At 33.8% G+C, this 21,229-nt stretch carries 25 protein-coding genes; 9 read left to right on the forward strand and 16 right to left on the reverse strand.

From position 1 onward, the window contains the following. Positions 1–21 precede the first annotated feature (21 nt). The 4 genes from SB689_RS16070 to truA form a co-directional block, all read right to left on the reverse strand. A complete protein-coding gene (locus tag SB689_RS16070) occupies positions 22–792 on the reverse strand; it encodes an alpha/beta hydrolase (RefSeq protein WP_410693112.1) in 771 nt (256 codons plus the stop codon). Positions 793–877: 85 nt separating this feature from the next. Beyond that, the gene (locus tag SB689_RS16075; RefSeq protein ID WP_123980799.1) at positions 878–1,465 is read right to left on the reverse strand and encodes a Crp/Fnr family transcriptional regulator; all 588 of its coding nucleotides are present in this window, start codon (positions 1,463–1,465) and stop codon (positions 878–880) included. 66 nt (positions 1,466–1,531) lie between these two features. Continuing rightward, positions 1,532–1,870 carry a hypothetical protein gene (locus tag SB689_RS16080; protein ID WP_410693114.1) on the reverse strand — a complete coding sequence of 113 codons (339 nt, stop codon included), beginning with the start codon at positions 1,868–1,870 and terminating at the stop codon, positions 1,532–1,534. Between the two features lie 21 nt (positions 1,871–1,891). After that, positions 1,892–2,626: a tRNA pseudouridine(38-40) synthase TruA gene (gene truA / locus SB689_RS16085; protein ID WP_410693115.1), complete on the reverse strand. Its 735-nt coding sequence runs from the start codon at positions 2,624–2,626 to the stop codon at positions 1,892–1,894. Between the two features lie 131 nt (positions 2,627–2,757). On the opposite strand from truA, the gene lpxK reads away from it, so the two are divergent. The 6 genes from lpxK to SB689_RS16115 all read left to right on the forward strand — a co-directional run bounded on the left by lpxK (position 2,758) and on the right by SB689_RS16115 (position 8,309). After that, positions 2,758–3,780, forward strand: coding sequence for a tetraacyldisaccharide 4'-kinase (gene lpxK, locus SB689_RS16090; RefSeq protein ID WP_410693116.1), 1,023 nt, complete (start codon positions 2,758–2,760; stop codon positions 3,778–3,780). Next, entirely contained in the window at positions 3,767–4,582 is an 816-nt protein-coding gene (locus SB689_RS16095) for a purine-nucleoside phosphorylase (protein ID WP_410693117.1), read from the forward strand. The genes lpxK and SB689_RS16095 overlap by 14 nt, the downstream gene beginning before the upstream one ends. Before the next feature lie 94 nt (positions 4,583–4,676). Further along, complete coding sequence (locus SB689_RS16100) at positions 4,677–5,195, forward strand: TlpA family protein disulfide reductase (RefSeq protein ID WP_410693118.1); 519 nt, start codon at positions 4,677–4,679, stop codon at positions 5,193–5,195. A gap of 3 nt (positions 5,196–5,198) precedes the next feature. Beyond that, entirely contained in the window at positions 5,199–5,654 is a 456-nt protein-coding gene (locus tag SB689_RS16105) for a GNAT family N-acetyltransferase (protein WP_410693120.1), read from the forward strand. A gap of 42 nt (positions 5,655–5,696) precedes the next feature. Next, a complete protein-coding gene (gene dinB / locus SB689_RS16110; protein WP_410693170.1) occupies positions 5,697–6,794 on the forward strand; it encodes a DNA polymerase IV in 1,098 nt (365 codons plus the stop codon). A 42-nt stretch (positions 6,795–6,836) separates the two neighbouring features. Further along, a complete protein-coding gene (locus SB689_RS16115; protein WP_410693121.1) occupies positions 6,837–8,309 on the forward strand; it encodes an alpha-amylase in 1,473 nt (490 codons plus the stop codon). 105 nt (positions 8,310–8,414) lie between these two features. Here SB689_RS16115 and SB689_RS16120 read toward each other — a convergent pair whose 3' ends face one another. Together SB689_RS16120 and SB689_RS16125 are read right to left on the reverse strand one after the other, a co-directional pair. Further along, a complete protein-coding gene (locus tag SB689_RS16120; protein WP_410693122.1) occupies positions 8,415–9,755 on the reverse strand; it encodes a carboxylesterase family protein in 1,341 nt (446 codons plus the stop codon). A gap of 172 nt (positions 9,756–9,927) precedes the next feature. Next, on the reverse strand, positions 9,928–10,830 hold the full coding sequence (locus SB689_RS16125; protein WP_410693123.1) for a helix-turn-helix domain-containing protein: 903 nt from the start codon (positions 10,828–10,830) through the stop codon (positions 9,928–9,930). 131 nt (positions 10,831–10,961) lie between these two features. On the opposite strand from SB689_RS16125, the gene SB689_RS16130 reads away from it, so the two are divergent. Then, entirely contained in the window at positions 10,962–11,366 is a 405-nt protein-coding gene (locus SB689_RS16130; RefSeq protein ID WP_410693125.1) for a cupin domain-containing protein, read from the forward strand. A 24-nt stretch (positions 11,367–11,390) separates the two neighbouring features. Further along, the gene (locus SB689_RS16135; RefSeq protein WP_410693127.1) at positions 11,391–12,443 is read left to right on the forward strand and encodes an NAD(P)-dependent alcohol dehydrogenase; all 1,053 of its coding nucleotides are present in this window, start codon (positions 11,391–11,393) and stop codon (positions 12,441–12,443) included. 158 nt (positions 12,444–12,601) lie between these two features. On the opposite strand, the gene SB689_RS16140 is transcribed toward SB689_RS16135, so the two are convergent. Continuing rightward, entirely contained in the window at positions 12,602–12,970 is a 369-nt protein-coding gene (locus SB689_RS16140) for a winged helix-turn-helix transcriptional regulator (RefSeq protein ID WP_410693128.1), read from the reverse strand. 82 nt (positions 12,971–13,052) lie between these two features. Between SB689_RS16140 and SB689_RS16145 the strand changes: the two genes are divergently transcribed. After that, the gene (locus SB689_RS16145; RefSeq protein WP_410693130.1) at positions 13,053–13,931 is read left to right on the forward strand and encodes an NAD(P)H-binding protein; all 879 of its coding nucleotides are present in this window, start codon (positions 13,053–13,055) and stop codon (positions 13,929–13,931) included. Between the two features lie 292 nt (positions 13,932–14,223). Here the strand turns inward: SB689_RS16145 and SB689_RS16150 are convergent, their stop codons facing one another. The 9 genes from SB689_RS16150 to SB689_RS16190 all read right to left on the reverse strand — a co-directional run bounded on the left by SB689_RS16150 (position 14,224) and on the right by SB689_RS16190 (position 21,156). Continuing rightward, a complete protein-coding gene (locus tag SB689_RS16150; RefSeq protein WP_410693131.1) occupies positions 14,224–15,507 on the reverse strand; it encodes an ectonucleotide pyrophosphatase/phosphodiesterase in 1,284 nt (427 codons plus the stop codon). 111 nt (positions 15,508–15,618) lie between these two features. After that, positions 15,619–16,125, reverse strand: coding sequence for a hypothetical protein (locus SB689_RS16155; protein WP_410693132.1), 507 nt, complete (start codon positions 16,123–16,125; stop codon positions 15,619–15,621). A gap of 102 nt (positions 16,126–16,227) precedes the next feature. Beyond that, on the reverse strand, positions 16,228–17,082 hold the full coding sequence (locus SB689_RS16160) for a helix-turn-helix domain-containing protein (RefSeq protein ID WP_410693133.1): 855 nt from the start codon (positions 17,080–17,082) through the stop codon (positions 16,228–16,230). Positions 17,083–17,351: 269 nt separating this feature from the next. Next, positions 17,352–18,098, reverse strand: a complete 747-nt coding sequence (locus SB689_RS16165) for a T9SS type A sorting domain-containing protein (RefSeq protein WP_410693134.1) — start codon at positions 18,096–18,098, stop codon at positions 17,352–17,354. Between the two features lie 3 nt (positions 18,099–18,101). After that, positions 18,102–18,629 (reverse strand): ankyrin repeat domain-containing protein, encoded by a 528-nt coding sequence (locus SB689_RS16170; protein WP_410693135.1) that lies wholly within the window; start codon positions 18,627–18,629, stop codon positions 18,102–18,104. Then, positions 18,626–19,171, reverse strand: a complete 546-nt coding sequence (locus SB689_RS16175; protein WP_410693137.1) for a YceI family protein — start codon at positions 19,169–19,171, stop codon at positions 18,626–18,628. Before SB689_RS16175 ends, SB689_RS16170 begins: the two co-directional genes overlap by 4 nt. A 12-nt stretch (positions 19,172–19,183) precedes the next feature. Then, positions 19,184–19,534 (reverse strand): c-type cytochrome, encoded by a 351-nt coding sequence (locus SB689_RS16180; RefSeq protein WP_410693139.1) that lies wholly within the window; start codon positions 19,532–19,534, stop codon positions 19,184–19,186. A gap of 1 nt (position 19,535) precedes the next feature. Beyond that, positions 19,536–20,378 (reverse strand): DUF5777 family beta-barrel protein, encoded by an 843-nt coding sequence (locus SB689_RS16185; protein WP_410693141.1) that lies wholly within the window; start codon positions 20,376–20,378, stop codon positions 19,536–19,538. A gap of 121 nt (positions 20,379–20,499) precedes the next feature. Continuing rightward, positions 20,500–21,156, reverse strand: coding sequence for a Crp/Fnr family transcriptional regulator (locus SB689_RS16190; protein ID WP_410693143.1), 657 nt, complete (start codon positions 21,154–21,156; stop codon positions 20,500–20,502). Between the last annotated feature and the right edge of the window lie 73 nt (positions 21,157–21,229).

Below are 21,229 nucleotides of genomic sequence, written 5' to 3' on the forward strand. Positions count from 1 at the left end.
CAATTTTTAAGCAAAAGAATATTAATTGACCTTTTTCAACCAGTCCAAAACATAGCCCGCAACTTCTTCCCAACCTCTTTCGCCAGCGATGAAATGACTTCTACCTTCAAATTCTTTAAAATCAACAATACTGTTTTTATCTTTATAAGCATTAGCAATTTTTCTTGAAAACGCTGCAGGGAAAATATTATCATTAGAACCTGCGATGAATAATAATGGTTCGTGAGGTTTGTTTAAATCTAATTTTGCTGATGATTTGAATAACGGATCTCTTGCCAGTTTTCTGCTTTCAGGAGCGGCAACAGTTTCGTATAATTTATCGCTTTCTGCTTTAGAATAATTATTAAAAAATGCTTTGTGGTACCATTCTTTAGTTCCAAGAAATGAAGAGTTTCCTTTGAAGAAATTCACAACAGGCCAAACAACTTTCACAGTGGAAAAAGGAGCCATCACATTTTTTGGAGGTGCACCATCAATGCTAACTCCGGCAACGGCTTTTCCCATATCGATTAATTTCTGAACCATCAATCCTCCGAATGAATGCCCGATCACGATTGGTTTTTCAGGAAGTGTGTCGATAAATCTTGATAGGTGAGTTACCACATCATCAAAACCTACATTTTTTAATTCTGACGGAATGTTTATTTTTAAATTTTTAGGATCTCCGTTGTGTCCCGGATTTGCAGGAGTGTGCACGGTGTAACCTTGTGCTTCGAAATAAGTTTTCCATTCTTTCCAGCTTGTATTGTTCACAAATAATCCATGAATTAATACGATAGTTTTTGTTTTCATAACTTTTATTTTTAATTGGTTTTAAATTATGAGACAAAGTTCCGCGAATAAAATGAGGATAATTTTAACCTTAGTTAAAATCGTACTACTTCCCTGAAATCCTTTTCCTTATCCTACTTAAAGACGGCCCCTGAATTCCCAAATACGAGGAAATATGATACAACGGAACATTATTAAAAATATCAGGATGCTGTTTGATGAGATCTAAATAGCGTTCTTCAGGAGATTTTAAAATAAAACCTTCAATTCTGCTCATCGTTACGTTAAAAGCTTCCTGCGCGAGAAGTCTGCCGAATTTTTCCCATCGATGCGATTGTTGATAAAGTGAAAGTAAATCTGTATATCGGATATAAATAATCGTAGCATCCGTCAACGCCTGAGTATGATAATCACACGGAATCTGATTGATAAAACTTTTAAAGGAAACCACAAAACCATTAGCAGAATAGAGAAAAACATTTTTCTCCTCTCCTGTTTTTTCATCAATCGTATAAGAACGGAAAACGCCATCAACAATAAACCCGAAATACGTACAAACCGTTCCGCGAAGATTATAGAAATCTCCTTTTTGATAAGTTTTTGGCAACCAAAATTCTTCGGAAAGTTTAAATTCTTCTTCCGTAAGACCTGCGAAATGATTCAGAGCAAAGGCTAGTTTTTCGATTTCGTCCATGGTTTTTAGTTTTTATTTAAAATTAAAATGGTGACTTTGAAAATATCAAGCCACCATCATTTATTATCATTCTTTATTACCAATTTCTTCGATTTCCAGAGAAGGTTTCTCAAAACTCTCTTTTTGAAATCTGCGCTCAAGAAGTTTATACACTCCAAAAACGACTGCGATAGCCACCAGCCAGCCAATAAGATTAACGAAAGTAAAAGTATTGTCGCTTGTTTCATCCAAAGAACCCGGATTTGTAATTTCTTTGAACATTCCGAAACAAAGCCCAAACCCAAACTGAGCTCCCAAATAAATAAGAATAGCCAGAATACCGAAATGCCACTTTGTTTTACCAAACTTTTCGGCAAGTCCTGCGTAATATCGGTAAGCCGCTGCAAGAATAATTATTGACATCATATGTTTTATGTTTTTTAAGTTTTAATCAAATTCATATCCAACATCCACCAAAAATAAACCTTGGGCGGGAGCAGATGTTCCAGCAGAGTTTCGGTTCTTATTTTCAATGACATTTCGTAGTTCTTCAGGTTTTATCTTTCCTGAGCCAATTTCTACCATAGTTCCGACAATTGCTCTCACCATATTTCTCAGAAAACGGTTTGCAGAAACAGTGAATTTCAATTCTGTCCCGTTTTGTTCCCATTCTGCTTTGTACATTTTACAAAGATTGGTTTTATTGTCGGTATGAAGCTTGGCAAAACTTGTAAAATCCTCATATTCAAATAAAATCTTACAGGCTTCATTCATTTTATTAATATCTAAAGGTCTTCTCCAATGTTGCCAGGCAGAATCCTGCGTGAAAGGATTTTTTTCCATCGAAATATAATATTCATATGTTCTGAAAGTTGCATCAAAACGTGCATGAAAATCATCTTTAACCACAAAAATTCTTTTGATGGAAATATCAGCCGGAAGAAAACTGTTTAATCGATGAGAAAACTGATCATTCAACACCTGTTCGGTATCAAAATGAGCAAATATTTTCTTCGCGTGAACACCTGTATCTGTGCGTCCAGCTCCTGTTGTCTTAATTTTTTCTCTTAAAATCGTGGAAAGTGCTTTTTCCAATTCTTCCTGCACGGAAATAGCATTCGGCTGGATCTGATAACCGAAATAATTTTTACCGTTATAGGAAAACTCTATAAAATACCTCAATGTAATAAAATAACTCTACAAAAATACTGTAATTTAATGATAATCAATAATCGATTTTTTAAAATAAATATTGAAAAAGTACATACCATATTGGCTAAAATCCCTCCGAAAATTCCTATTTTTGCAAACGTATGAAAAGATGGTACCTATATCCTTTTTCCCTCGGTTATCATATGGTAACGGGTATCCGAAACACAATGTATGATGTGGGAATTTTTAAATCTACGAAATTCAAGACTCCGATAATCAATGTCGGTAACCTCTCCGTGGGCGGAAGCGGAAAATCGCCAATGGTGATGTATCTTGCCCAATACCTTTCTAAACATTACAGAACAGGTGTGCTTTCGCGCGGTTATGGAAGAATGACAAAAGGTTATGACGTCACCAATTACGACAGCAATTATAAAACAGTGGGTGATGAAGCAATGCAGTTATTTGAGCGTTTCAAAAACCGATTTGTGATCGCAGTTTCCGAAGAAAGAGTTCCCGGAGCTAAGAAAGTGATTGAAGATATGGATCTTGATGTTCTTGTTTTGGATGATGCTTTTCAGCACAGAGCGATCAAGGCCGGGTTTAATATTTTGATGACCGATTTTAATGATCCTTTCTTTAAAGATCATTTGCTTCCTGCAGGAGATTTGAGAGAATCCAGAACAGGTTACAAAAGAGCAGACGTCATTATGGTCAGCAAATGTCCCGATGAACTGACGGAAGAAACCAAGCAATATTATATTTCCAGAATCAGACCGGATCGTACCCAAAAAGTATTCTTTTCATCCATCGGGTATGACGAAAATGTGTACGGAAAAGAAAAAATGCTTCCCGACAACAACCTTAATTATTATGATATTCTGTTAATTACAGGAATCGCCAATCCGAAGCCCTTGTTGGCGCATTTAGCCAAATTTTCACAAAGAGTAAAACATTTAAAATTCAGAGATCACCATAATTTTACGGATGATGATATAAAAAAAATCATTGCTGATTATAAAAAATTAGGTGAATACAAATTGATCTTAACAACTGAGAAAGATTATGTTCGTTTGAAATCCTTTGATTATCTTAGAGACATCGTTTACTACTGGCCTATTAATGTAGTGATCGATAAAAAAGAGGAATTCAACCAAATCATCTTAGATTATGTTAGAAAATAGTAAGCAGACCGCTGATTTCATTAAAAATATTATTCAGGACATTCCTGATTTTGCGATTGTTTTAGGATCAGGATTGGGGAAACTTCAAGACGAGGTAGAAGCTATTCATGTGTTAGAATACAAAGACATTCCTAATTTTCCTCAAACGACCGTTGTAGGTCATGGCGGAAAATTAATCTACGGAATTCTTGAAGGTAAAAAAGTATTAATGATGAGCGGCCGTTTTCATTATTATGAAGGTCATTCTATTGAAACAGTTACTTTTCCTATCAGAATTTTTCATTTATTAGGAATTAAAAATCTTATCCTTTCTAACGCTTGTGGCGGTGTAAATCCAAATTTCAGCGTTGCAGATGTTGTGATTGTAAAAGATCACATCAACATGATGCCCGAACATCCGCTTCGTGGTAAAAATATAGATTCTTTTGGTCCTCGTTTCGTAGATATGAGTGAACCTTACAATAAAAAAATGATTGCTGTAGCAGAACAGATAGCATCAGAAAATAATATTAAATTTCAACAGGGAGTTTACGTTGCTTTACAAGGTCCCACTTTTGAAACTCCTGCCGAATACGGAATGATCAAAGCCATCGGTGGCGATATGGTCGGTATGAGTACCGTTCCCGAAGTCATCGTTGCCAAACATATGGGAATGGATGTTTTCTGTGTTTCCATCATTACAGATCTTGGCGGACCCGATATTGCTTTTGCCGTTTCTCACGAAGAAGTATTAAATGCTGCCAATAAAGCAATGCCGAATGTTATTACATTGGTAAAAGGTCTGGTAAAGAACTATTCATAGAAATTCTCAATCTCTTAAATTTTTGCTAAATAATACGAAACCAATCTCGAATTGAGTTTCATTGTTTAGATTTGCATTAAATGTAATTGAAAAAATGAAAAAGTTATTATTACTATTGATGATGGGTATTTTTGGATTAGGTTGTTCTCAAAAAATACCAACGGTTCTTAAAACTAAATTTTCTAAAGAAGCTTTAAGTCAAAAACTGGAAAATGAAGAAGGTAAAAGTGTTACGATTCAACAAATTCTTGATCAGCATAAAGGTAAAGTTTTAGTGATCGATTTCTGGGCTGGATGGTGCAGAGATTGTTTAAATGCACTTCCAAAAGCTAAAGAATTAGAAGAAAAAAACAAGGATAATATTGATTTTGTGTTCCTTTCCTTAGACCGATCAAAAGAAGGTTTTAATAAAAGCCTTGAAAGATTTGAGATGAAGGACAAAGAAAATTACTGGTTCTCTTCCGGATGGAAAAATGATTTCAATAATTATATTGACCTTAACTGGATTCCAAGATATATGGTGATCGATCAAAAATCTGTGATTGCAAAATATTACGCTATTTCTCCCGAAGATCCTGAAATTCAGACAACCATAGATAAGCTTTTAAAATAAGTTATGATTGTAAGAAAAGCTACAGAACAGGATTTAGAAATACTTTTAGAGTTTGAACAAGGTGTTGTTTCTTCGGAAAGACCTTTTAATGAAACTTTAAAGGAGGGTGAAATTCACTACTATGATTTACATGCTCTTATTCTTTTACCAGACGCTAATTTAGTTGTTGTTGAAGAAAATAATGAGATTATCGCATCTGGATATGCTTTAATTAAGCAATCCGAAAAAAATTATAATAACTTCAAAGAATATGGTTATCTCGGTTTTATGTATGTAAAACCTGAGCACCGAGGTAAAGGAGTCAATCAATTAATTGTAGATGCACTTATTTCTTGGGTAAAAGATAAAGGAGTTTCAGAAATCAGGCTGGATGTTTATGATCAAAATGAATCTGCCGTAAAAGCTTATGAAAAAGCAGGTTTTGAACCACTACTCCTTACAATGAGATTGAAATCATAATAATTCGATCATTAAAAATAAATGAATCCATATCTTTGTGATATGGATTTTCCTTTTCCCCTCCGCAAAATTATTCATGTTGATATGGATGCATTCTATGCTTCCGTGGAGCAGTATGATAATCCTGCATTGAGAGGAAAACCTATTGCTGTAGGAGGTGAACATCGTGGTGTCGTTTCTGCGGCAAGCTATGAAGCAAGGAAATTCGGCGTACGTTCTGCGATGTCTAGTAAAATAGCAAAAGAAAAATGTCCGCATCTAATTTTTGTTCCTCCCCATTTTGCGCGGTATAAAGAAGTTTCAAAAAAAATTCGGGAAATTTTTCATGAATATACCGATTTGGTAGAACCTTTATCTTTGGATGAAGCCTATCTTGACGTTACCGAAAACAAAAAAGGAATAGAATCAGCGAATCAAATAGCGAAAGAGATTCGCCAGAAAATATTTGAAGAAACAGGGCTCACCGCTTCTGCCGGAATTTCCATCAATAAATTCTTAGCAAAAGTTGCTTCAGACATTAATAAACCGAACGGACAAAAAACCATTCATCCTGATAAAATTGAAGCTTTCCTTGAGGAATTGCCTGTCGAAAAATTTTACGGCGTAGGGAAAGTTACAGCTAACAAAATGTTTAGTTTAGGCATTTATAAAGGAAAAGATTTAAAGAAAAGATCTGTCGAAGATCTTACAAGAATGTTTGGTAAATCTGGCGGATACTACTATAATGTTGTCCGTGGAATTCATACTTCCGAAGTAAAACCTCATCGCATTCAGAAAAGTGTTGCGGTGGAAAGAACCTTTTTTGAAGATCTTTTTGATGAACATCAGATCAATGAAAAATTGGAAAGTTTAAGCGCAGAACTTCATCAAAGATTACAGAAAAATAATATTCTCGGAAGATCTTTAACTTTAAAAATTAAATATAAAGATTTCTCATTATTCACAAGAAGCTTTACAAAAGAAGAATATTTTACTTCACCCGAAGAATATTTTAAAACATCAAAAAAACTTTGGGAACTTCGCCCGTTTGATAAAGCCGTGCGACTGTTAGGATTATCTCTTTCTCATCTTAATACAGAAGAAAAAAAACAGGTTTCCGTTCAACTAAAAATCCCGTTTCAGGAATTTGAAAATCAATAGTGAATAATTTTCACTAACTTGTATTAACCAAATCTACAATACATGAACCAAACGATGATTCAGTTTTTCCATTGGTACTCGGAAGGAGACGGAAAATTATGGAAAGAAGCCGAAAAACAGGCCAACTATTTATCAGAATTAGGAATTACATCAGTTTGGCTCCCTCCCGCTTATAAGGGAACGAATGGAGGCTACTCTATTGGATATGATGCTTATGATCTTTTCGATTTAGGAGAGTTTGATCAAAAAGGAACAACCCAAACAAAATACGGAACCAAAGACGATTACACAAAAGCCATTAAAGCTTTAAAGAAACAAAATATCCAGATTATTGTCGATATTGTTTTGGGTCATAAAGCCGGTGGTGATGAACTGGAAAAATTCAAAGCCGTAAAAGTTGACGAAAATAATCGAGAAAAAGTAATTTCTGATATCATTGAAATAGAATCGTATACCAAATTTACGTTTCCGGGAAGGGGGAAAAAATATTCTGATTTTGAATGGAATTTCACCTGTTTCAGCGGTGTTGATTATGCCGAAGGTATGGAATCCCATATTTTCAAAATACAATCTGAATACGGAAACGATTGGGAAGAAATGATCGATGATGAAAAAGGAAACTACGATTATCTGATGTATAATGATGTTGAACATCGCAATCCACACGTCAGAGAAGAGCTTAACAATTGGGCAAAATGGTATTTTGATCAAACTGATTTCGATGGCGTAAGACTCGATGCTTTGAAACATATCTCTTTTGATTTTTATAAAGAATGGCTCACCCTACTCCGCTCCAATTCCGGAAAAAACATCTTTGCTGTAGGCGAATATTGGGCTCCGGGATATTTGGCGTTGCTTCAAAAATATATTGAAGTTACGGAAGGTGCCATGAGTTTATTTGATAGCTCGTTACAAAATAATTTCCACACCGCATCTAAAGAAGGTGGCGATTATGACTTGAGAAGAATTTTTGATGAAACGCTTACTCAGGCTGATCCGCTTCATTCGGTAAGTCTTGTTGATAATCATGACACACAACCTTTACAGGATTTGGAAGCTCCTGTTGATGAATGGTTCAAACCTCTCGCCTATGCTTTGATTTTATTGAGAGAAAATGGTTATCCATGCATTTTTTACCCCGATTTATTTGGCGCTCATTACGTTGATAAAGATAAGGAAGGAAATGATCAGGAAATATTTTTGAATAAAATTGATGGTATTGAAGAATTATTAAAAGCCAGAAAAGATCATGCTTACGGCATTCAAAGAGATTATTTTGAAGATGCCAATTGTTTGGGCTGGATTCGTGAAGGTGATGATGAACATCAAGGCTGCGCAGTAGTTTTGAGTAATAAAGAAGCTTACAATAAACCGATGGAAATGGGCGAAAAATATATTGGACAAATCTTTTACGATTTTCTTGGAAGGTCTGAAGAGAAAGTAACCATCGATGAAAAAGGATTTGGAAATTTCCCTGTTCCAGCGGGAAATGTGAGTGTCTGGATTCCTGAATAAAATTATTAAACACGAATAACACTACTATTTTAAGCACTAATATTCACAAATAAAATCTGTGTCATTTGTGAAAAGAATTTGTGTTATTCGTGTTTAAAAATAAAACTAAACTTTTCGGAGTTCCAGCATAGAAGGCTTTTCGGAGGATTCGGATAGAGTTCCGTTTCGGGCAAATTCTGCCCAAAGAGCTCTTAATTTCTGTCCGTTTTCGTGAATATATTTCCAGGGAACATCTTTTAATAATCCTGAAGATTTCCATGCATTTTCATTTCCAAATAACAAGGGAAGGTCAAATGCATGAGCAGCTCCGAAAAAATTATTAATCAATTTTGAATGAATTCTGAATAGATAGATATTTCCTCCCGCTTCAGCATAATTTTCAGCAAAAGTCTGAGCGGGTTTTCCATAAATAATTTCTGTCGTTGCCCGAATCGCTTTATTGAGAATTTTTTTTCCAAAGCCTTGATTAAGATATTTATTCATCGAGTCGGAAGCTTTAATATAAAATGAAGTTTCATCATCATTTAAACCAATCAAAACATCATATTTTTTAGCACTTTCTTTCCATTTTTCCATAGACTCTTCTTCCCTGCACAAAGGCGGAAAACCATATTGAGATCCGAAAGGCATGGCTGCTTTTAATCCATATTTAAAGAAAGAAGGCACAAAGTTTTTGTAGTTTTCAACAATCTCTAAAAGATCTGTTTCGGCCGTAAATCTTTCTGTTTTTTCTAAAAATTCGGTGAGCATTTTTTGGCGATTATTTCTAAGTCCCAAAGGTGCACTTTGAATAATTACTCGTTGAAAAAAATTTTCCACACCATCAGAAATCATCAAATGAGCAATCGCATCTCCGCCGGAAGACTGTCCCAAAAGAGTAACATTTTCAGTATTTCCACCAAAATCATTGATGTAAGTTTTGATCCATTTCAACGCTTCAATAATATCAAACAATCCTAAATTAGCAGGTCTTTTTTCACTTCCGCCTAAGAAACCGAAAAATCCTAATCGATAAGAAACCGTGACCACAATAATGTTTTGTTCTTTTACCCAATCGGTAGGATCGGCAGTTGACAAATCACCACACCCTATTTCATAAGATCCACCATGAATCCAAACAACAACAGGTAATCTTTTATTCTGATCAATATTTTCTGGTCGATAAATTGATAAATATTGTGTTGATTCTTCGACATCAAAAAGATCGAGATCTATTTTCCCAATCATTTTTTCTAACAACGGACTGATATTTTGCGGACAAACCGGGGTTCTCTCTGGGAAGATAATTTCCAAATCCGACGGCTTTTCAGGAATAGGTTTTTGAAACCTTTCAGAATGCGCGTAACGAATGCTTTTGGCTTTTAAAATCCCGCTTTCTTTTATAGCTAAAATTTTCCCGAAAGAGGAATGAAAAGTGTGGGTTCCAATATTTTGTTGTGTTGTCATTTGATTTGGGCTTTAAATAGATTTTAAGCTTATTTCAACTACAATTTACAAATTTTGTTTTTTTGTTTAATATTTTTAAACACAAATATCACAAATTTTTAAGCACGAATTTTCACTAATAGAATTTGTGTTATTTGTGAAAAGTATTAGTGAAATTAGTGTTAAAAAAAACTTAGTTTAACATCTTATATTCACTTGGAGAAACCCCAACTTTTGTTTTGAATAATCGCGTGAAGTGCTGTGGATATTTAAATCCAAGATCATAAGAAATTTCGCTGATGGATTTTTCAGGATTGAAAATCTGTTCTTTAGCAACATCAATCAATTTATTGTGAATAAATTCCTGAGCAGAAATTCCCAATTCTTTTTTAATAATATCTCCAAAATAGTTTGCTGAAAGATTAAGCTGTTCCGCAAAATAATTAACCATCGGAAAACCGAAGTTTTTAGGTTTATCAGATTTTAAATATTCATCTAAAAGATTTTCAAACTTCCCGATAACTCCCTGATTGACATGATCTCTCGTAATAAACTGACGATCATAAAAACGCATACAGTAATTTAAAAACAATTCAATATTGTTGACAATTAATGATTTACTGTGTTTATCAATTGATTGTTCTAATTCGAGCTTGATATTTTTAAAACATTCTAAAATGATCTCACGCTCTTTTTCAGATAAATGCAATGCCTCATGAACGTCATAAGAGAAAAACGAATACTCTTTTATATTTTTCCCTAAATTAGTTCCTTTAATCAGATCAGGATGAAATATCAATGCAAAACCTGCGGGCTGAATCTGCTTTCCTTTATTGTAAATTCCATACGTCTGCCCAGGTGCAATAAAAACTAATGTTCCTTCCTGATAGTCATAACTGTTTTTCCCGTAAAACATGTCTCCACACATCACGTCCTTCAAAAAAACGGTATAAAAACCAAACGTTCTTTTGTGCTGACTAATAGGATCAGATTTTGAAAAATCAATCACACTTACCAACGGGTGCAAGGTTTCCTGATTGGCCATTTTATTATATTCCGAAACACTGTTATAGATTTCAACCTCTTGATCTTCCATGAATTCCATTTTTAATCTTATTCAAAATTACCACTTTCTTTCGTACCTTTTCTCTTGTCCGTAAAAATGGTAAGTATTTCAGTAAATTATATAAGTGTAGTTCATCTAAAAGTATCGACTTTTGCATTGTTATGGAAACATTTAATACTACTATTTTTCCTAAAGGAGAAAAGGCGCCTTCTGAATATTTTTCAGGTGGAATTGCATGGGTACAGATTTTAAAACCAAATGCAGACGAACTTAACTGCCAGATCGGGAATGTAATTTTCGAGCCACGCTGCAGAAATAACTGGCATACTCATAGAGGCGGACAGATTTTAATTGTAACTTCAGGAACAGGTTTTTATCAGGAAAAAGGAAAGCCTGCTCAGGTTTTAAAAGTAGGAGATGTTGTGAATATACCTCCCAATATAGTTCATTGGCATGGTGCAGATCCTGATAGTGAATTCACCCACATTGCTATTAATCCTAATACACAAAATGGTATTGTAGAATGGATGGAGCCTGTAACTGACGAAGAATACAACAATTTATAAACTAAAACTTAAATAAAAAATCAAATGAGCACATTCACAGTAAAAGCTTTCGCAGCAGAGTCTACGACGGCAGATTTAAAGGAAATGAATATTGAAAGAAGAGATACAACACCCAACGATGTAGAAATTGATATTCTATATTGCGGCGTTTGTCACTCTGATCTTCATACGGCAAGAAACGACTGGGGCGGAACGATGTATCCGGCAGTTCCGGGGCACGAAATTGTAGGGAGAATTACAAAAGTAGGAAGCGACGTTTCTAAATTTAAAGTTGGAGATTTGGCAGGTGTTGGTTGCATTGTAGATTCTTGCGGACATTGCGATAGCTGTAAACAAGATCTTGAACAATATTGTCTAAACGGATTTACAGGAACTTACAACGGAAAAGACAAGCATTTGGGAGGTCATACTTTCGGAGGATATTCTCAAAAAGTGGTTGTAGATGCTGATCACGTTTTAAAAGTACCTGAAAACTTAGATCTTGCAGCAGTTGCACCTCTTCTTTGTGCAGGAATCACTACTTGGTCACCTTTGAAACACTGGAACGTTGGTCCAAATTCTAAAGTTGCCGTTGTAGGTCTTGGAGGATTAGGTCATATGGCTATTAAATTGGCAAAAGGTTTGGGTGCTGAAGTTACTTTATTCTCAAGAACTCCTGGGAAAACGGATGATGCAAAACAATTAGGAGCTGATCATGTTGTAATTTCTACAGATGATTCTCAAATGGATTCTGTAAAAGGTAAATTTGATGTAATTATCGATACGGTTCCGTATGTACATGATATAAATCCTTATGTTTCTACCTTAAATATTAATGGAACTTTGGTTATTGTTGGATATTTAGGAGGTTTAGAGCCTTTCTTAAATACAGTTCCTATGATCATGGGAAGAAAATCTGTTGCTGGTTCTGTGATCGGTGGTATTGCTGAAACTCAGGAAATGCTTGATTTCTGTGGCGAACACAATATCGTTTCTGAAATTGAAATGATCAACATGCAAGACATTAACGAAGCATACGAAAGAATGTTGAAAAGCGACGTGAGATACCGTTTTGTAATTGATATGAAATCTTTGTAATTTCTTCTTATATAATTTAATTAAGACTCTCATTTTGGGAGTCTTTTTTTGTTTTAGGTTTTGGCTGAAGCCAGACTTGATTTATTTAATTCTACAAATGGGCTAAAGCCCATTCCTATTGATGGTTTGAAGATCTTTAGAAAAAAGTTTTAACTCAATTATTCACATTTATATTTTCCGTCCATATCTTTAAAAGCCCATTCTGCCATTTGGTGGATGACAGGAATTAATCCTTTTCCGGACTCACTCAATTCATAAGTTGCATGAGGTGGAATGACTGGTTTAGCAGTTCTAATAAGCAATCCGTCCGCTTCCAATTGTTTTAAATGTTGAATCAACATCTTTTCGGTCACTGCTGGAATGCAACGTTTCAGTTCACTGTATCTTTTATCTCCATTTGAAAGATGGTATAAAATAATGGGTTTCCAAAATCCACCGATTTTTTCCATAACGTAGGTTACCGGACAAAGATCGAGTGCATATTTTTTATTTTGCTGAATAGTTGAGCTTTCTTTAATAGCTGTCATTGTTACATACTTTAGGGTAAGTACTTGTATAAAAGTAAGTACAAATATACCTTTGTTCTCAGAAATAAAAAAATATTTACACATGAAAATTATAATCACAGGTTCATTAGGAAATGTAGCAAAACCATTAGCTCAACAATTAATTGCAGAAGGTCATGACATCACTGTAATCAGCAGTAATGAATCTAAAAAAAGCGAAATTGAATCTCTTGGAGCAAAAGCATCCATTGGTTCTATTACAGACTTAGATTTTTTAGTTGAATCTTTCGAAAATGCAGATGCAGCATTTTTAATGACTCCTCCAAACATGGGCGGAGCGAATATTGTTGAAAACACCATTAATGCAGGAAAGAATTATGCTGAAGCCATTTCAAAAACAGGCGTTAAAAAAGTTGTTATGTTGAGCAGCATCGGTGTTGAATCTCCTGTAGAAAACGGACCGATCAAAGGTCTTCATTTTATTGAAAAATTTTACAATGAATTGGAAAATACGAACGTAACTTTCCTGAGAGCAGGATATTTTTATATTAACTTTTTTAATGATATTCCATTAGTTCAAAACGCAGGAATTATTGGTGCCAATTATCCTGAAAACGCACGTGTTCCATTAGTTCATCACATTGATATTGCAAAAGCTGCGGCAGAGGAATTAGTGAAAAATTCTGAAGGTAAAAATATAAGATATATTGTAAGTGATGTTCGTCCAGCCTCTGATTTTGCTAAAGTTTTTGGAACCGCCATCGGAAAACCGGAATTGCCTTGGATTGAATTTAAAGACGAAGATTCTCTAAACGGAATGCTTCAGGCAGGTCTTCCTCAAGAAATGGCTGAACTATATACTGAAATGGGAAGAGGTGTAAGAACGGGTATTGTTCAAAAGGATTTTATTGAGCATGGTTCGCTTGTTGATGGAGAAATTAAATTGGAGGAATTTGCAAAAGAATTTGCTTCCAAATTTTAGTAATTATTTTCTTTTGTCTTGAAACAAAAGAAGCAAAAGTTCAAGACTTGGAAACTTCCGCTAAAAATTAAAAACTAATCCTAAAATTCCCAAAACTTGCGCGAATTCAATATTTACTCTTCGATTCTAAATTTGTCTCGCGCTTCAAACAGTGGGAATTTTTTAACGGATTAATTTTTAATTTTCTTAACGCTCCATTTTCCTATGTCGTTTTATAAACAAGTTTCGGCGAGCCTTTGGCTCGCCGAAACTTTATATTTATTCTAATCTTGATATTAAACCAAATCAAAAATTATTTTTTATCTTTCAGAGTCTCTTTCAATACTTTGAATTTCCCATCAATCGGCTGAGTAATTTTTAACCCTAAAATTTCAGCAACTAAAGGATAAACATTCACGTTTGAAAACTCATCAATCACAACGTTACTTTTAAATTCTGATCCCCAGGCAAAGAAAGTAGCTTTCATTTCAGGAACAAGTCTTGGATTATAACCATGTTTTCCAACCGATGTTTTTTTGCCTTTTTCTAAAAATATCTTCGGAGCTTTCGGAATTAGAAGAATTTGTCCAATTCTGTTATATTGATCATCTTTAGTTCCAAAATGAAGATATTTAGGTAACTTTTTATCTAAATAAACTTCGTAATCATCCGTTTTATTAGCTTTCATTTCTTTATAAACAGTTTTAACTTCGGACGGATTTTTCACTACCACTCTCAATAATGTCTGAGAATTATAAAAGTCAAATCTATTTTTATCCAAAAGCAAGGCTGGAATTTCAAGAGGAGTTCCACCATCAACTTTTATCATTCCATGATCTGAAACAAAGATGAAATTGACATTCTTTAATCCTAAGTCATTTACTTTTTGAACCAAATCTCCAATCGCTTTATCAATTAAATGAACAGCATCTTCCGTTTCTTTAGCTTCTGGACCAAAATGATGTCCGCTTCCATCCACTTCAGGAAAGTATAATGAAATAAAATGTGGCCTTTTATCCATCGGTAATTTTAACCAATTAACTACTTTTTCCACTTTTTCAGAAGGCGTAAATTTTTCGTGATACGGATAATAATAGGTTGGTCTTTTTCCGCCTGCATCACTTGCTGAACCTACCCACATTAAAGAAGCTGAAATCATTCCTTGTTTTTCGGCTAATCCCCAAAGTGGCGTTCCACCATACCAACTTCCGTCTTCTGCATTTTTTCTATCACTCATTGCATATGATTCTTTTCTTTTATAGTCGTAAAAAAAGTTATCGATCAAACCGTGATGAGAAGGATATAATCCGGTAATCAAACTCCAGTGATTCGGAAAAGTAATACTCGGATAACTCGGAATCATTGCCTTTGCCTGAACGCCTTCATTTGAATATTTTGAAAGATTTTCTGCGTTATATTTTTTAGCATAGTCATATCGAAAACCGTCTGTAGAAATCATGATAACATAAGGTTTTGTTTGCGCCTCAACCGTATTATATCGATTCGGAATAACTATTTGAGCAGTATCAACAGGTGCTTTTTGAGCAAATATTGTTAATGACATCAAAAGCATGAAAAATTGTAATCCTCGCTTCATTATAAAAATTTTCGGCAAAGTTACAGCCTGTAAGTTTTACAGAAAAGTTTTATGGATTAAAAAAAATTTAAATTTATTGCTTAAAAAGACACAAAATAGTATGTATTCTTCCTAGAACTCAAATGAATCAGTTTTTGATCTATTAATTTTCCTCTGCTTAATAATCTGATAAACCGAACCTGTGATGAAAAGCACAAAAATAACAAGCAAAGTTTTCCCAATCAGAGGATCATTTATATCTTTGGCTAAAGGATGCCCAATCGGAATTCTTGTAAGTGTTTCATTTACCGTAGGAAGCATCGAAAGAAGAAAACTGAACGCCATAAGAAAGTTTTCGAAATAACGAGCTTTGTTATTTCCCCCTCTTTTGCTGTGAAGATAAAATGCAACTGTTACAAGAACCAAAATTATTAATGATAATGCATGTCCGGCATTAAAACCCCCGTGTTTAGAAATTCCTAATGCCGTAAGCGAAGTGATAATGGTAAAATAAAAGTATATTTTGCCCGTAATATGCTCCAAATTAATTTTACCGAATCTAATAAATGATATTAATGCTGATACAATGGCAACAACGCCAATTATTGTATGAAAAATCCCCAAGTTTGATAATCCCATTTTAGTATTTTTTTGAATTTGTAATGTTTTAAAACTGAATGTCATTATTGACTCAGCAAAATTGTAACAAATTCAAAAAAAGAACTTTGCGAATCAGTTCAATTATTTATCATTTTGGTTCAAACGGTATTTTGTAGGCGAAATATTATATTTTTCGCTAAAACTTCTGGTGAAATTTGCAAGATCATTGAATCCGCATTCAAAGGCAATTTCAGAAATACGTTCATCAGAAATAGAAAGTAGCTCGGCAGCTTTTTCAAGCTTTTTGGTTTTGATATAATTGGCGGGTGTGTCATTGTATAGCTTCGTGAATTCACGCTTAAAAGAAGAAACACTTAAATTATGATGCTGCGCCAGTTCCTCAATCGTTAACTGTGAAAACAAATGAGCTTCAATTATTTGTTTAAAGGTATACGTGGTGGGCGAAAAAAGTTGTGATAATATAATTTGTATAGCTTCTACATTGCTTGTTTGTGAAAGTAAAAGTATAATTTCCTTTAATTTCAGGACTAAAATATCTTCATTTACCAACGAAGGATTTTCGAAATAAAATAATAATCCTTCAATGTATTTTTGAATTAAAAAATCATTGTTTATCTTTTCAATTGACTTATTTGAAACTATATTTTTTTGTGATTTGAGCAATAAAGGCAATTCTTTATCATAAATTTTCTTGAGTATATCCGGGTGGAAATTAATAATTAAAATCTCATTATTATTTTCCAAATTTTCATTGCTAATTTGTTTATCGGAGTTTATGCAGTTTTGGAATAATGAATGTTTCCCGGGAAGATTTATTTTTTCGTCATCTAGTTTGTACTGCATTTCACCTTCCAGCATGTATAAAAAACAGGCATTATCTGTAATAGGAAAATCAAATGTAAAAGGCGATTTTAAAACCAATTTGTGCAATAAAGGTTTTCCGAATAAGTCATATTTTTTATGGTCGATTATCATATTCCTATTTTAATTTACATCTTACAAACTTCATTAAAATCAATAGCTTTATCATTGTAAAATATGAGTAAATTTATTTAAATACTTTTAAAAATAAAAACTTCTGGATGATTTTCAGAAGTTAAAAAGTACTTAATTTTTGATATAATAATTTATCAAGCTTTAGTCAAAGTCAAATTTTTTTTGAACCTTTTTCCATTTATAAATTAAAAATCCTGAAAACCGTATGATTTCCAGGATATTTATAATTTATAATATTGACTGTAAATTTATTCTTTAATTAATTTCTCGTAAGATAAAGTGCCGTCTTTCAATTTAATTTCGAAATAATAACTTCCTGTTTTTAAATCAGCTACGTTAATATTTTCTCCGTCTATTTTTACAGATTTTAATTTTCTTCCTGTTGATTCGTAAATATCAATAGATTTGATTTTATCAGCATTTTTGAAATTCACAGTTTCCTTTGCAGGATTTGGATAAAGAACTACTTTTTTGCTTTCCAGAGCCAGATCGTTGGTTCCCAGAGTTGCAGTCATGTTTAATGTAGTATAACCTCTATTGGTTCCACTATGCTGTGATATAGTAGTTGAATTTCCTCTTGCAAAGAAAATATTAACAGAACCTGCAGAGTTTGCAATTGCAGTGTCTCCCGATCCACCAGATAATGATCTTGTAGCAACAACTGTTCTGATTCCTCCTGATGCAGTATTAGATGTTTGTGTCCAATCTTGCGACGCATCCGCTGTAGGTGGTACACCTATTCCGCCAAAGGTATAATCTCTATTAGCAGTCGAATTATAAATAAATCCATCTGCGCCTGATGCCATCCCTGAATTTCCGAAACCTATTCCTAAATAAGAGGTATCTGCACCCGTAAGTGTAAGGGTAGCTAAAGTTGAAGAAGTATCCAACTTTACAGTCATTCCTGTAGATCCGAGACTTACCGTCCCAGAGCTAAACTGTGCTCCTACAGCGCTTGCAAGAGCTAAACTTAATGTGAGTAAAACTTTTTTCATATGTTAATTCTTTAAGAGGTTGATAATTTCTTTGTTGTTTGTTTGTAGTGCATATTCAAAAGGAGTCATTCCCATTGAATCTTTTTTAGATTTATCTGCTTTATGTTTCAGCAATAATTCTATAAGTTCTTTATTTCCGAATTTCACAGCCCAGAAAAGAGGTGTAGATCCTGTGGCATCCGCAATATTTGGATCGGCATTTTTATTTAATAAATACTCAACCAAATCTTTATTATATTTTACAGAAAGTCCCGCCAAAGCAGTTCCTTCCTGGCTTTTATAATTGATATCTTTCACGTTATCCATCAAAAACTTAGCCACTTCCGTATTGCCTCTGTAGCAAGCTAAAATCAGAGTAGAAAAGCCACCTTCATTGGTTTCATTGATGATATTAGGATTTTTTTTCATCAAATCTTTAACCTCAGCTACACTACCGCTTCTCGCAATATCAAAAATTGATTTTGCTTTTTCCTGAGCTGATACGAATGAAAAACTCAGAAAAATACTTACAATTACTATTAAATTTTTCATTGTTTTGATAATACATAATCATACTTAACATTCACGTTCTCGGCAACTTTTTTAGATACCATTTTAGGAATTGTTACATTGTGATCTGCAGGTCTTGCTACAAAACCTCCCTGCATATAAATTTTCCCGTCTTTAGCATAAACTGTTGCTGATGAACTAACCGCTTTATCTACGCCATGGAAATTAAGTTTTCCCTGTACAGTATATTTTTGTGGTGATGCAGAAAGTTTAGTTTTATCAAAATTGACAAGCTTTCCCGTAAAAGTTGCTTTCGGATATTTTGCTGATTCGGCATAATTTTCATTGAAATGCTCTTCCATTAATTTTACTGTGAATTTATAATTCTTCACAGCAGAAACAGAAGCAATTTCTCCGGTATCGGCATTTAGAATAACGATGTTGTTATTATCTTTTGCGCTTACATCTTCAAATAACGGAACAGAAGCTTCAAAACTTACCTGTCCTGTTTTTGAGCTGTATTTTTGAGCCAATGCAAGGTTACTAGACAGTAACGATACAATAATTAATACTAGATTTTTCATTTTTCTATTTTTTTAATTTTCAATAAGTCCATCGGCTTTCCATTTAATGAAAATATTGATTTGTGATTGTGATAAAGATCCGCCCTGAGGCATTTTTTGAGAATCCCCGTTTTGTCTTTGTATTCTATTTAAAATACCATCAATATTGGCTTTCACCTGATCATAATTAGTAAAAGGTTTGTAAGAAGCAGAGCCTGTAGCAGAATGACAACCAATACAATTGGCTTCAACAACAGGTTTTACATCTTGTGTATATCTTACGGTTTCTGTAATCGGCGTATTATCAGAGATTTCTTCATAGGTTCTGCTTTCACAAGCAATTAATAAAACTGCTGACGATAGTATGTATAGTATCTTTTTCATATTAAAAAACTCTATAAAGATTAAACCCAAAGAAAATCTGTCCTTTTTCCCATTTTCCGGCTGCATTGGTAAGATATCCGATGTCTGAATTAAGCTGAGAATTACTGAATACAAGCTGGAAAACGTGTCCCCCGGTTTCTATGTCCATTCCTACTGATAAAGGATTTTTATAGACACTGTGATTGTCAAAATTCACAAAATATTCTGCGTTGATAGAGATCCTTTTAGAAATTTTGTATCTACCTCCCAATCCTGTTAAAAATTGGTTTTTATCTTCAATATTTGGTTCATAAAGATTCTTGTGCACATAGGAAGGTGTTAACTGCAAAGATAAATTCTCATTAAATCTTCTTGAAATCAGAGCCTGTGTAAGATAAGAAAGCCTGTCACTGAACTGTAGATGCGGATAATTATCTTTATCAAGATCTGTGTTAAGCGCCAAAACATTATACCCTACAATATCTACAGGAAATTTGTCACTTTGTTTCACAAGACCATATTTGGCGGCTAATTCAAAGGTTTTCCCGTTTGTTTCTCTTGAAAGACTTAATGAAATATTGTCTGTAACGCCATAAATTGCACCTAACTTGGTAGAAGCATCATCAAGGCCAAAGAAGTTTTTGAAACCTGTACTGATGTCCCCAAAACGGTGTGCAACTACAATATACCATTCATTTTTTGCTGTAAGTTTGGTAGATTGTGCTGTAACAACCTGTAATCCTTTGAAAGCCGGCTGTGAAGTGTCTGTGTTTGTTTTGATGGTGTCAATATCTTTCAACAAATCTTCCTGAGAAAAGGCAAGACTTGATGAAAGCATCGACAAAAATAATAAAGTTTTTGTCATATAAATTTTTTAGAATTAATCAGACAAACTTATAGAGTTATGAATTCAAAAGTGTGTGATAAAAGTCACCGAGTAAATAGTTTTTATCAATCGTAATATTAAAACAATTAAACATTATTTATTAGAACTGACTAACATTTTCATTTACAGGTATTTTGATACCCTCTTTCGTTTGGGTAATTTCGCCTTCATTTTCAATTTTTTTCAAAACTCGGCTTACAACTTCTCTGGAAGTCCCAAGATTATTGGCGATTTCGCGGTGCGTTAACTTTACCGGATTATTTCCTGTTAAAGAAATCTGTTGTTTAATATAACTTAACACTCTTCTGTCGAGTCTATGAAAAACGGCTTCATTCACCATATTCATAACATCGGAAAAGCGTTTGTCATATTCGTGATAAAAAATTCTGTTGATCTCCGGAAACCTGATCAACCATTCATGTACGGTAGAAACCGGAACCAAAAGAATTTCAGATTCTTCTTCCGCAACAGCATAAACCCGGCTTATGTAATCGGTAAAAATAGAGGAAAAGGTCATCAAACAACTGTCGTTCGGCCTTATGTAATAGTAAATTAATTCTCGACCGTCGTTTAAAGAAAAAACTTTTACAGAACCTTTTATTACGAAAGGAACATATTTATTCTTCTGTCCGTCCCGAACAATTTCTGTCTTTGCTTTTACATTCGTAATAATCCCGTGTTTTTGTAGTTCGGTTGAAAAATCAGCACCCAAAAACCCAAATTTATTAAGTATAAACTGATTATCTATCATATCCATTATATCAAATTTAAAACAAATATATAAAATTGTAGTATTGATATGATATGTTATGATTAAAGTTTTAAAACAA

It is taken from the genome of Chryseobacterium sp. SIMBA_038, assembly GCF_046535115.1.
Taxonomy (GTDB): domain Bacteria; phylum Bacteroidota; class Bacteroidia; order Flavobacteriales; family Weeksellaceae; genus Chryseobacterium.